The organism is Bacillus sp. FSL W8-1202 (genome assembly GCF_038006165.1).
In the GTDB taxonomy this organism is placed as follows: Bacteria; Bacillota; Bacilli; order Bacillales; family Bacillaceae; genus Bacillus; species Bacillus subtilis.
Genome location: NZ_JBBOUR010000001.1, coordinates 1,861,451 through 1,874,379, shown reverse-complemented (window position 1 = coordinate 1,874,379; position 12,929 = coordinate 1,861,451). Strand labels below are relative to the sequence as shown.

Annotated in this window: 8 protein-coding genes and 2 pseudogenes; all 10 read right to left on the bottom strand. The window is 50.8% G+C overall.

The window, feature by feature from the left end:
* Nucleotides 1-16: 16 nt before the first annotated feature.
* The 10 genes and pseudogenes from yesZ to NSQ09_RS09670 all read right to left on the bottom strand — a co-directional run bounded on the left by yesZ (nt 17) and on the right by NSQ09_RS09670 (nt 12,928).
* A pseudogene (gene yesZ / locus NSQ09_RS09715) lies at nt 17-2,007 on the bottom strand (beta-galactosidase YesZ).
* A gap of 7 nt (nt 2,008-2,014) precedes the next feature.
* On the bottom strand, nt 2,015-2,668 hold the full coding sequence (locus tag NSQ09_RS09710) for a rhamnogalacturonan acetylesterase (protein ID WP_237983678.1): 654 nt from the start codon (nt 2,666-2,668) through the stop codon (nt 2,015-2,017).
* Between the two features lie 158 nt (nt 2,669-2,826).
* Complete coding sequence (rhgX, locus tag NSQ09_RS09705; RefSeq protein ID WP_341031171.1) at nt 2,827-4,665, bottom strand: rhamnogalacturonan exolyase; 1,839 nt, start codon at nt 4,663-4,665, stop codon at nt 2,827-2,829.
* A gap of 45 nt (nt 4,666-4,710) precedes the next feature.
* Nucleotides 4,711-6,551: pseudogene (rhgW, locus tag NSQ09_RS09700) on the bottom strand (rhamnogalacturonan lyase).
* Nucleotides 6,552-6,689: 138 nt separating this feature from the next.
* The gene (locus NSQ09_RS09695) at nt 6,690-7,316 is read right to left on the bottom strand and encodes a YesL family protein (RefSeq protein ID WP_043857962.1); all 627 of its coding nucleotides are present in this window, start codon (nt 7,314-7,316) and stop codon (nt 6,690-6,692) included.
* Entirely contained in the window at nt 7,313-7,975 is a 663-nt protein-coding gene (locus tag NSQ09_RS09690) for a YesU family protein (protein WP_029726631.1), read from the bottom strand. The genes NSQ09_RS09695 and NSQ09_RS09690 overlap by 4 nt, the downstream gene beginning before the upstream one ends.
* Complete coding sequence (gene rhgT, locus NSQ09_RS09685) at nt 7,968-8,666, bottom strand: rhamnogalacturonan acetylesterase (RefSeq protein WP_080031059.1); 699 nt, start codon at nt 8,664-8,666, stop codon at nt 7,968-7,970. The genes NSQ09_RS09690 and rhgT overlap by 8 nt, the downstream gene beginning before the upstream one ends.
* Before the next feature lie 13 nt (nt 8,667-8,679).
* Complete coding sequence (yesS, locus tag NSQ09_RS09680; RefSeq protein ID WP_328206912.1) at nt 8,680-10,965, bottom strand: transcriptional regulator YesS; 2,286 nt, start codon at nt 10,963-10,965, stop codon at nt 8,680-8,682.
* A 22-nt stretch (nt 10,966-10,987) separates the two neighbouring features.
* Nucleotides 10,988-12,022 (bottom strand): rhamnogalacturonyl hydrolase YesR, encoded by a 1,035-nt coding sequence (yesR, locus tag NSQ09_RS09675; RefSeq protein ID WP_017695606.1) that lies wholly within the window; start codon nt 12,020-12,022, stop codon nt 10,988-10,990.
* 15 nt (nt 12,023-12,037) lie between these two features.
* On the bottom strand, nt 12,038-12,928 hold the full coding sequence (locus NSQ09_RS09670) for a carbohydrate ABC transporter permease (RefSeq protein WP_072175468.1): 891 nt from the start codon (nt 12,926-12,928) through the stop codon (nt 12,038-12,040).
* Nucleotide 12,929: the final 1 nt, after the last annotated feature.

The window sequence follows — 12,929 nt, the reverse complement described above, 5'->3', positions numbered from 1 at the left end:
GATTCGATGCAAAGAATCAGCTGTGATTGTCAAATTGAATCACACGGTATTCATGCGGTCCGACTGCCAGTCTCCCCGCTTTGGTCAAACAGTTCGTCAACAAATCCATTCCCGCTTCCGGCAATGTCACGCTCCCGCCTTTTCCATCCATATTCACAACGATCCACACAAGGCCGTTTTCGCCTATACGCGGGGCAACGATCGTGCCGGGTGTCACATCCGACCGGCTGGAAATAACATCTTCCTCCGCATAATGCCTGACGAGCGCTTCCAGCATCGCATCCCCTTCTTTTCCGGATGGAAGCGAGCCCAGCATGACAATTTTCCCCTCGCCGTAATTCCGTTCCGTCAGAAAAGCATGGCCCGCCCCCGGTCCTGCTTCAACCGTGCCAAGGGTGTTTCCGCTCTCTGTGTCAAACACCGCGCTCCACAGTCCGAGCGGCGCCGTGATGCCAAACGCTTTTCCTGTATTCACGTTCTCATTCATCGGAAAGGTAAAAAGTGTTTTGATCCCTGACGTTTTCTCAAGTTCGCCAAGTCCGCAATCGGTATGAATGGTATGCTCGCATGTGCGTCCTCCTGTCAGCGGCCCGGTGATCCAGATGCCGCCCGCTTCAGCGAATGCCGAAGCTTTTTTGATAAATTCAGAAGACAAATACGGCACAAATGGCGTAAACAGCAAGCGATAGCCGTCCAGTGGAGCGCCTTCCGGAATAAGATCACGGTGAATCCCCGTGTTGAGAATACGTTCATAAAAATGCGTCACAAGCGAACGATGCCGGAGTCCCCGGTGAGGCTCAGTTTTAATAAATGCTTTTGCTCTGTCATAGTAAGTCATCGCCGCCTCGGCTTGAACGGGTTCAGTCGATAGAATAATAGGCTCGATTCCTTTCTTGCCCGCTCAACCGCCAGCACATTTTGGTAGCCGATGGTGGTTCGCCCCAGGCACTGAGAACCGAACCGTGGGAAATCTCGCTGCCTGAACGCTGCTGTCGCCATAGCCAGCAGCAAAACCCCTGGCTTCCTAAGGCGTAGGACGATACGGCTTCGGCCTGCAAATACCCGTCTGCGTGCGGGTAAGCGGAGCTTTCAAGCGAGGCGGCATACGACGGACTCGTTTCCAAAATCCAAAACGGGCGCCCCTGTTTCAAATTTCTCCATAAATCACAGTTCAATAAAAAGGCAGAGGCGTTTTCCTGCGAAGCGTACGTGTCATAGGAGGCAAAATCGAGATTCTGAAACATTCGCTCATTGTCCACGCTGAACATGACTGATCCATTATGCGTGATCGGCGCATCTGAATAGCAGCGGATGATTTTGGCCTGTTCATCCGCAAACGAAGCGATCATCTCCATCGAAAACAGCTGATACATGGTGCTTAGGGAAGCGTGATGCAGAAACGGGGCCGGTCCCGGCTGCGGGACTTGCTCAAACGTCTGATAGGTTTCGCTCCACACATCGGTTCCCCAAGCTTCATTCAAGCGCTCAATCACCCCGTAGCGATTTTTGAGCCAGTCATGCCATAAGCGCAAACATGTCTCACACATACATTCTGCAACATGGCATTTAAACTCATTGTCTAGCTGCCATCCGATCAGCCCAGGGAGCCGGCCAAGCTCCTTGGCGATGGCTGTGGTGATGATGGCGGTTTTTTTTTCGGAAATACGGGTTGTTCGTACAGGCATGCTGACGGGAGCCATGCCCCATGATCTCTCTTTTTTCATTGACATGCATGCGTTCGGGCCGGCCGTGTGAGAACCAAATTGGCGGGGTAGGCGTCGGCGTGCACATAATCGTTTCGATCCCGCTTTCATACAGCCGGGCAATGATTTCTTTGAAAAAACCGACGTCAATTTTTCCTTCTTCAGGTTCCATGACAGACCAGGCAAATTCGCCGATCCGCACAACATTTACGCCAACTTCACGCATGATGTCAATGTCCTGCTGAATCGTCTCTTCATCCCATAATTCCGGATAATAGCAAGCGCCATGATACAGTTTTCTCATCCCATTTTCACCTTTCTTTGATGATCGATTCTGTCAATGGCAGGCCGAGCTCCTTTATGCCTTTTGCCACAAGTTTCGCCATTTCATTTGCGCCTTTTTTTGTAAAATGCGTGTAATCATTAATCCCTTCTGAAATCATAAAATAGGTGTACACTTTTTCCTCGCCCTTCTCAGTAAAGAAAGCGAGACTTTTCTCCATCAGATCAATGAGCTGGACATTCTCCTCTTCAGCCGTCTGCTTCATGGCAATGCAGTAATCAGGAAAATCGTTCAAAAACACGCCGTTTTCGTAATGAAAGCGGGCTACGGGGGTAATGAGAAGCGGATGGGCGCCTTTTTCCCGCGCGCCTGCGATATACTGCTTTAAATATTGTTTATAAGTAGTATAGGGCTCGGTGTAGCGCTCCGGCTTATTTTTCGACGCGTCATTATGGCCCATCTGCACGAACAGCCAATCATCCGGCTCAATCACATCAAGGATTGCCTGAAGCCTGCCCTCTTCCACAAATGTTTTCGAGCTTCTTCCCCCGATCGTTCTGTTGATCACTTGAATATGCTCCGGCAGATGCGAGCCGAGAAACTGCCCCCAGCCCCCTTGATTTGTGCTGTCTCCATACGTTTGAACAGTCGAATCGCCGGCAAGATAAATATGATTTGCCATTTTTTCATTCCCCCTCGTTTTTTATACAGCTTCCTTCACGGATAGCTCTTCCCTTGAAAAAGACCGGTGCGTACAGCGCTTGAGCATTGGTTCGTCCTGCCCGTTCGTTAATCATCTTGTCGTAGCGTTCAGCCTTTGCGTCTTATCCCTTAGTCCTCCTACAGCGGCGCCTCCGCTTTACTTCCCGCTATGTACAGGGCGGGCTTCGGCGGTTTTTTCATTCCCGTTCCGAGGTAAAAGCTCGTGTGCGGCGGCTGGTTGTAGGCGGTATTCTGCCAGGCGATGCCGAGCCTGTAAACCAGATCATGCATCAGCGTGTAAAAGCGGTGGCGGGTGAGATGTGTCGTTGTATAGATACGGAGCGCGCTGCTGTCTTCCGTTCTCCATATCACTTCTTCCCGCCAGTCTCCGAACAGGTTGGCCTGAAGAACCGGGTTTCCTTTCGTGCCGTTGTTGGATAGCACGCCGGCCGGCTGAAATACCGTCTTCAGACAGCCGTTTTCAGCATCCCATTTTTCAATCTTTGGCCTGCCGATCTTTCCGTCCCAGTCATGATCAAGCAGTTCTCTGACCAAATCACCGTCCCACCAGATGGCGAAATTGGCTGAAGCGGGCGCTTTGTCGCTGATTTTTTCGCCTTTGCTCGTGAAAAGCCCATACGACATGCCATCATTGCCCGGCGGATCAATTCCCCAGACGAGCGATCCTTTGTAGCTTGGATCAATATGAGCCGCCATGCCCCGGCCAACGTCAGTTCCAGCATGGACGCCCCATAATATCTCACCGGTTCCGGCATCTCGCAGCGACAGTCCGTACGGCTTCGTGGCGTCCTCATGCACCTGGAACACTTCAAGCCCTTTTCGTGACGGGTCCAGATCCCCTACATGCATCGCGTCTCCGTGCCCGAGCCCCGTTGAGTACAGGCCGGTTCCGTCATGATCGACAGCCATTGCGCCGTATATGATTTCATCTTTTCCGTCTCCGTCGACGTCCGCCACGCTTAAACTGTGGTTCCCCTGTCCTGCGTACGCTTCATGTCCCGGATGGTTGGAGTCAAATACCCAGCGTTTTTTGAGCCTTCCGTTTCTGAAATCGTATGCCACGAGCACGGCTCTCGTATAGTAGCCGCGCGCCATAACAAGGCTCGGCCGCTCCCCATCCAAATAAGCGATCCCGGCGAGAAAACGGTCCATCCTGTTTCCATAGCCGTCTCCCCAATCCTCCAGCTTGCCGCGGGGCGGTTCATATTCCACGGTCGTGAGTTCCTCACCGGTTTCTCCTTTAAACACGGTCAAATATTCCGGACCGGACAAAATTCTGCCCTGTTCGTTTCTAAAATCGGCATGCTCATCACCGATGATATGTCCTTTCCCGTCTGTTGTGCCGTCAGCTGTTTTCATGGCTATTTCTGCTTTTCCGTCACCATCCAGGTCATACACCATAAATTGCGTGTAATGAGCGCCTGCCCTGATGTTTCTGCCAAGGTTGATGCGCCACAAAAAGGTGCCGTCCAGTTTATAGGCATCTATGAGCACCTCCCCTGTATACCCGTCATGAGCGTTGTCTTTTGAATTGGACGGGTCCCACTTCAGGATGATTTCATATTCTCCATCCCCGTCCACATCCCCGACGCTGGCATCATTGGCGCTGTAGGTGTACGGCTTTCCATCCGGCGTCACACCGCCTTCTGGTTTGGCAAGCGGAACCTCCAGTACATTTTCCCGCCAGACTGGAGCTTCTTTGGACAGTTTTTCTTCCCTTCCCTTATTGACGGCCGCCACCTGATAAACAGCGTCAGCCGTTCCGTTTTGATCGAGAAAATTAGTGCTTTCAGCGATTGGATCGCGGGTGATCCGCTTTCCATCCCGATAAAGGTGAAAAGCCGTCGTCTCATGGTCCGTGCCGAGAAAACGCCAGCTGACAAACACGCCCTGATCTGTCTTTACCGCAATCAAACCTCTGGTCAAGTATTCCATTTGCCTCTTTTTTGGTTTCATTTGATGGGAACGGGCTGCACGCAGCCCGTTCCTTCCCCCTTTCAGTTAAGGCGTATACATATTTGGTTTTGGCTGTTCCGCCATGCCGTCTCCTAAAAAGAAGCTTGTGTGCGGCGGCTGGTTATAGGCGACATTTTGCCAGGCGATGCCAAGCCGGTACACCGGATCGTGCATCAGCGTATACAGCCTGTGCTCAGTCGGAATGGTCGTCGTGTAAATGCGAAGAGCACTGCTGTCCTCCGTTCTCCATACCACTTCCTCCCGCCAATCACCGAGCAGATCAGCCTGAAGCGCCGGTGTTGCTTTTGTGCCGTTGTTAGCCGCTGCGCCTGATGCAGTCAGCACATTTTTCGATACGCCGTTTTGATAATCCCACTTATCAATTCGGTTGCTGTCCAGCTGTTCCCGGAGCAGATCGCCGTCCCACCAGATGCCGAAGTTGGTCGAGGACGGAACCCCGCTTCCGATTTTGACCCCTTTCGCTGAGTAGAGAGAACCGTTTGCCCACACTTCCTGTCCCGGATAACGCGGGTCAATATCAGCAGCCATTCCCCGGCCTACATCCTTGCCGGCATAAACGCCCCAAAGGATTTTTCCGGTTGCAGCATCCCGGAAAGATAAGCCGTATTTTGCATTTTTGTCCTCATGAACTTGAAACACCTCAAGCCCCGGCCGGCCCGGATCAAGATCTCCTGTATGGAGGGCATCCCCATGGCCTAAGCCGGTCGAGTACATGCCTTTCCCGTCATGATCAACAGCCATTGAGCCGAAAATAATCTCATCTTTTCCATCCCCGTCAACGTCCGCGATGCTCAGGTTGTGATTCCCCTGTCCAGCAAACGCTTCATTTCCTGACTTTGAGGAGTCCAGCGTCCAAAGCTTTGACAGCTTTCCATCCCTGAAGTTATAGGCAACTAGCATGGTTTTAGCGTAATACCCTCTGGTCATGATCAGGCTCGGCCGCTGTCCATCAAGGTAGGCAATGCCGGCGAGAAAACGGTCAACACGGTTGCCGTAGCTGTCTCCCCAATCCGACACATTGCCGCGCGCCGGTTCAAAATTTGCGGTGACAAGCTCTTCCCCGGTTGAACCTTGAAACACAGTGAGATATTCAGGGCCTGAAAGCACACGCCCCTGTTCATTTCTGTAATCTGCATTGGCATCTCCAATTACTTTGCCCGTGCCGTCTTTTGTCCCGTCTGCCGTTTTCATTGCCACTTCCGCTTTTCCGTCACCATCAAGGTCATACACCATAAATTGGGTGTAGTGCGCACCCGCTCTGATGTTTTTGCCGAGATTGATCCGCCATAACTTTGTGCCATCCAGTTTATACGCGTCAATCAGCACGTCACCCGTATAGCCATCCTGTGAATTGTCTTTTGAGACGGGTCCCATTTCAGGATCAGCTCGTATTGCCCGTCACCATCCACATCGCCAACACTTGCGTCATTAGCGCTGTACGTGTAAGCTTCACCCTTTGGCGTCGTGCCGCCAGCCGGTTTATCCAGCGGGACGGAATGATACGGCTGCGCCCATACGGAGGCTTTTTCAGAAGCCGGCTGTTCGGTACCGTTTACAACAGTCCGAACCGTATACGTTGAGCCCGCCGATCCGTTTTTATCCACATAGTTCGTTGTTTTGACAGGCGCAGCATTCAGTTTTTGCCCGTCTCTGTACACATTGAACAAAACAGATGCGTTTTCGGTTCCAAGAAACCGCCAGCTGACAAAAATGCCCCCGTCCGTCTTGACCGCTACAAGCCCCCGATTCAGCGCTTCCATCTGCCGCGCTGCCCCTTCAGCTTTCACAGGACATACAGAGGCTCCCATCACCAACAAGACCAGCAACGTAACAGCGGTAAACATGCGTTTCCTTCGTGTAATCATCAGACAGCTCCTTCTCATTTATATGTAAGCGCTTACTTAAATTGGATTTTATGCGCTGTGTGAGCTGTCTTCAATTTCACTTTTTTGCATCTGCCTATTTCGGACACTGCACTTTTTTGCGTATTTGTCATTTTTTTGTTACCCGGCTTGATGATGCCGGGCCTCCGTCTTTTGAAATCCCCTAAGAGCAAAAAACATCAACACAAGCCCAAATAAACACGGGCCGTAAAACGGAATCAGGCCAGGAAGCGTATACAGCAAATAAAGGATAAATCCGCACCCGATCAGCATACAGCCGGTCGTCAGCGGCCTCATGGCGCCAAACAGCAGTGCCTGCGGTATATATTTGCGAAGCGGGAGCTGGTAATGCACATAAAGGGGAAACACATACATCAGCGCGATGATATACAAAAGCCCTGCAAGCAGCGTGCAGCTTGTTACGGCAAAGGACAGCCAATCCGTACTGGCAGAAAAATAATGATAGTTCGCGGACAATATGAGCAAAAGAGCCGAAAACGCCAATCCGATCGCATTAACCTTGAGAAACTCTTTTTTATAGGTATCGAGAAATAACGGAAATATCGGGACATCCTTTTGCCCCATCAGCCATTTCCTTATAACGGCACACATCGCGGCTGTGCTCGGCGCCCATCCGAAAAGAACGCCGCCCAAAAGTGTAAACAACAGCCACAGCCCGTTGAGCCATGCTATTTTCACCACCGCTTCGCAGCCTGCATAAAGCGCGTCCGTTACAGTCGTCTTCATCTTCTCACCGCTTGATGTACGGCAAAATCCCTGTAAGCTGCTTTCATGGGGGCCATCTGCCGGAACCCGATTTTTCCTTTTGTTAACACAGGCCCATATGTGCTGCCGTCGTCCATCCACTCAAGAATGGGCAGACCATTGATTGAAAAGTGCACATAGCCTTTGTCTTTGATCAGCTTCATACGATACGGAGAATCAGCGTCGTCTGGAGAAGGCAGCGGATCGGCCCCCATTGCGGCGAGGTGGAAACCGCGGCTTTTTCTTAAATTGCAGGTGCGGAACGCTCTTTCCCCCGCGTATTTTCTGCGGAAATACGACAGGTGGAGAGCGTTGATGTCCCCCGAATGATACTCGGGGTATTTTCCCGTTCTTTTCTGGAGACTTGGATCAAACAAATCCTCGCCTCCCATTCCCGCAGCAGAAAAAAACAGCATACACAATCCCGGCTGCTCGATCGGAGAGAAGTCCCATGTCACAATGATGCCGTCTGGAAAGGTTTCCGGACACCAAAAGACAAAGTGCGCTTCGTCCTGGACATGTGACAGGTGCAAGCTGTGATCGTCAAATGAGATCTGTCCGCCTCCCTCCATCCGCCAGTCCTTTACATCACTAACTGACCGGAGCGGATTGTGGTACAGGCACGCGCCTTCCTTATACATGTTCTTTCCCCTCCCGGCTCACAAGATGGTCCTTAAGCGGAAGTCCGAGCTCTTCAATGCCTTCTGCCACAAGCTTCGCAACCTCCATTGCACCTTCTTCCGAAAAATGCGTATTGTCCTCAATGCCGTCCGGGTAATTCGGATGTTCATTCGGCTGAAACCAAACGAACAATCGCTTCGACTCCTCCGGCCCGTATGCTTCATACAGCACCTTTGTTTTCGCAAGCAGATCAATCACAGGTACATCGAGCTCCTTCGCCAGTGCTTTCATCGCATCGGGATACTCACCGAGCGTATGCTCGATCCGTCCGTTTTCATCAAAGCGGCGGCGCTGCACCGATGTGACGAACACAGGATGCGCGCCCTTTTCGCGTGCCGTATCTGCAAACAAGGTAAGAAACTGCTGAAATGTGGAGTACGGCTTCGTCCCCCGCGGTTTTTGGTCATTGTGGCCGAATTGAATCAACAAATAATCGCCTTGTGTGATGCGTTCGGCAATTGCTTGAAGCCTTCCTTCCTCCACAAAAGAATTGGTGCTCGCTCCTCCTTTGGCATGATTGTGCACCACTACCTCTTCAGAAAACAATTGCCCGAATACCTGCCCCCACCCCGCCATCGGCGCTTCATGAGGCGGGCAGTCACTCACAGTGGAATCTCCCGCTAAAAATACTTGAATTGGTTTCTTCATCACATGTTCTCTCCTTTCACGGCGTTTCCTGATACATTTGCCTGAAGACACCCGGCGGCATGCCGACCTGTTTTTTAAAAATCCGGTTAAAGTAATTGTGGCGGTAGCCGACTTCTTCTGACACGTCATGAATTTTTTTATTCGTATTGACCAGCAGTTCTTTCGCCTTTTCGATTCTGATCTGGGTCACATAATCGATAAAATTAATACCGGTCACTTGCTTAAATGCCTTGCTTAACGTATATGAATTCATGCCAAGCGCATCGGCACAGCTTTCCAATGAAATGTCCGCCATGTACTGTTCGTGAATCATCGCAATCACACGTTCTGCCAGCTGCTTTTGCTGTCTGTTTTTTCTGCCCTCAAGCTTGGAAAGGTAAGGCGTCACCACTGCATCCATTAGCCAGGCCGCCGCTTCATTAGGTTCGCGCAATTCTGAAATATCAAGAAACGGATTCCGGTGCTGAAACAGTTCGCTGGGATTGATCCCTGAATGCAAAATATCCTCCTGAATGCGGGAAAACAGCTGAATCAGGGCGGAATGCACATGCCTGTCTATGGCCGCCTTTTCCGCCAGTTCCTCCATGCATACACGAATCAGTTCCTCGGCCTCCTGTTTTCTTTCCAGCCGGATAGCCTGAACAATTTGTTTTTCCAGTTCAAAAGGGTAATAAGGAGCGAACTGCTCATCCTGAGGGAAGTCGGCCTGCAAATCAATGACCTGATTCCGGTTGGCAAACTGCCTGCAGGATTTGCCGCTTTTCACATTCTGAAATAAAGAAGGAATTTCCGTGACACGCTCCGTCTCGCTGCTCAATGTCGAGGTCAGGCATAGTCCGGTTACATTCCCAAATTGGCGTGCCAGCTCCGTTATATATGCCTTCAGATCAGAGCTGTTTGTTTTCATCACAAGAACGGTGATAGAAAGCCGGCCGATATCAAGTATGGAGAGCTGAAAAACGCGTTTATCCGCCAATTCCTCAGCGATATTAGTCAGTGTAAACACAGCGAGCTGTTCATCATCGCAACAGAAGATGCTTTTTTCACAGCGGAGTCCTGTCAATTGAAGATCCAGCACATGAAACACGTTTTCGCCGATGTTCCAGCCGGCCTCCTCCATCCGAGATCTGAGACTGTCCTCGTTGTCATAGTAAAAATCCCCCTGCAAGAGGTGCTGCAAAAAACTTTTTTTCATATGGGGCGTCTGCCGCAGGAGCTGCTCTTGGAGCTTCCGGCTTTCAAGGGATAGATCCTGCCATCTCTTTTCAATCCACTTGAATTCATCCTGCCCGGACGCCTGCCATACTTTCTTCTCTCCTCCGGTAAACAAGCCAAGCAAATGCTGAATGGGACGATAGATTTTTTTTGATGCATACCATGTTATGCATACCGCCAAACCGATGCAAATGACCAGCATCACGATGATCACTTTTGATAAAAACACCATCGGCGCTGTAATAGCTGAAAGAGGCGCCGCTGACACAAAGGTCCATTGCTGATGCATCCGGTTCATTTCTCCAAAGGAGACAGAATACACCTTGCCTTCCCATTCCAACTGAAAATGGCCGTTCTCAGCAGGCTGTTTTTTTATCTCTTGAAGTAAAGTCTTTTCAAAATCTTTTTCCCCTTCATGAAACAGCACCTCTTGATTTTGATCTAAAAGCAGCGCACTGCCATCAGGATAGGGGGACAAGCTTTGCAGGATTGATTCCATTTCTTTCGGATCAACCGCCAGCATGATCGCGCCGAACGGTTTCTCCGCCGCGCCCGGAATGAGCTGGATCAGCATCGCTTGGTTTCCCGACCGTTTCCAATAAATGCTGTGGTCTGAGGCAAGCAGCGAGCGATACTTGCGAAGCGCCTCCTGTTCTGTCAAAGCGCTGTATTCAGGGCTCAGCACAAGTGGCCGGGGGCTGTTCAGAAAGATGGAAGCCTGCTCGATCAGCGGCTGCTGGTCCCGCAAAAGAAACAGCTTTTTCGTTAATTGATAGGAGAACGTAAAGTCTTTCTCCAAATCCCTCTCGGCCAATCCGTTCATCAGTGAAGAATCGTAGGCCATCTGGGTGAGTGCCAGTTCAAGCACTCCCAGCTTCTCATCCATTCGGCTGACCTCACGCGCCACCTGTGTTTCATGCGATCTCTGCAGCTCTTTCTCCACCTTGTCGATCGAAAGAAAGTAGATTGCGCCGCCAGTCAGCAATCCGGGAATACAGGCAATCAGCAAAATGAAGACAAAGTTTCTTTTGAAATACGTTCCCTTCCAGCGAGAAACCCGTTCCTTCTGTTGAGGCTGTTTTTTCATCCCTTTCCCCCCGCCACTGTCTTTACTGATACACGCGTTTTTTCGTTTTCAAAACATCAGCAAGAAACGTCAGCGCAAGTCCCTGCCCCCATCCTTGTATTCGTTTGTAAGGCACCTGTTTGTATCCTTCGGCATTTTTCATGACGGCTGTCCCGGCCGATACCTTGCTGACCCGTCCGTCCTCTTCCACCGCATCCAAAATGGCGGCAAGCGATTTCTGCACATATTTTGTATACAGCTTTCCGCTCGACATCAGAGCAGAAGCAATACCGGCTGATGCCGAAACCTCCAGATAAGAATCCGGATCATCCAAAATCGTATGCCACAGCCCTGATTCATCCTGAAGCCGGACAAGCGCGCTCAGCTGGTCTCTGAGCGATCCGTCGATGATCATAAAGGAAGGATGTGTCACCTCAATAAGCGGGAGCGCCTTTGCCATCGTGAGTGCCGCCCAGCCGTTCGCTCTGCCCCAATAAATCCCCGACAGATGATTTTGCGCTTTGTTGTCCCAGGCGTGGTAGTACAAATTCGTGACAGGGTCCTGAAGCACGTCCTCATGTCCGTGAAACTGGCGCAGGCCGTCTTCAAAATAATCCTCACGCTCCATGATCCGCCCGATTCTCAGCATAAACAGCCCAGCCATCATCAGCGTATCCGCCCATGCCTGCTCAGGAAACACGTATTCTGCTGCATTCACCGTATGCTGAAGGATACCCTCGCCAAAGCGCGGCGCCTTATGCAGCACATATTCCGCCATCTCGGCCGCTGTTTCCAAATACACCTCATCACCCGTCACCTTGTGGAGGAACAAAAGCGTATGCCCAATGGAAACTCCGTTGATCGAAAGCGGCGGCAGCCCATCCTCCAACTGTTCATCCACCCACGTTTTTAACAGATTGATATATTCCTCGTTTTCCGTCGCTTCATAGGCCTCCGCCACACCGTAAAACGCGACGCCGCCCGGCCAATCCCACGCAAAATCCATCTGAAATGTCCGTTTCACGATCCGGTCAATGACGGACGTCACCTTTTCTTCATCAAAGATAAGCTGTGCCATCTGCAACACTCCTTTTTATTTTAATCCGGTCGTACTGATGCCCTGAACGATATATTTCTGAAACAAAAAGAAAACAAGAATCACAGGCAATAACGAGACGGCCGACATGGCAAACATCGCGCCCCAGTTCGAAGCCGACTCTGTATCGAGAAAAAGCTTCAGCGCAAGTGAAACAGGATAAAGCTCCGGCTTATTCAAATACAAGAGCGGCTGAATCAGCTCCTCCCACTTCCAATAGAAGGAGAAAATCGCAGACGTCGCAAGCGCGGGGGCAATCAGCGGGAGAATGATCCGCCAAAAGCAGGCAAAGCGTCCGCATCCGTCGATTCGCGCGGCTTCATCCAGCTCCTCGGGAATCGTCCGGATAAACTGGATCATCAGAAAGATAAAAAACGCATGCCCGAAAAATTGCGGAACGACAATTGGTTTAAAGGAATTCAGCCAGTCTAATTTCGCAAACATAATATACTGCGGAATCATCAACACTTCATGAGGCAGCATTAACGTCCCCATCATGCACGCAAACCAAAATTTTTTTCCCTTAAACGGTATACGCGCAAATCCGTACGCAATGACAGCCGATGACATGACGGCACCGATTGTTGACAGCCCGACAATAATCGCCGAGTTTTTAATAAACGTCAGAAACGGCTGTCCCGCAATGCCCTTCCACCCTTCAGCATAGTTACTGAGAATAAAAGGGTCGGGAATGAGAGAATGTGAGGTTGTAAAAATACTGGCGCTTTCTTTAAACGAGCTGACAAACAGCCAAATAACCGGGTACAGCAGCAACACCGCCAGCGTTGCCGTACAAACATGGAACAGTATGCGCTTGGGACTGACACGCCCGGCTTTTTTTCTTTCTAAAACCGGGGCTTTTCTGACAGGCTCGTTGACCGGCTCCATC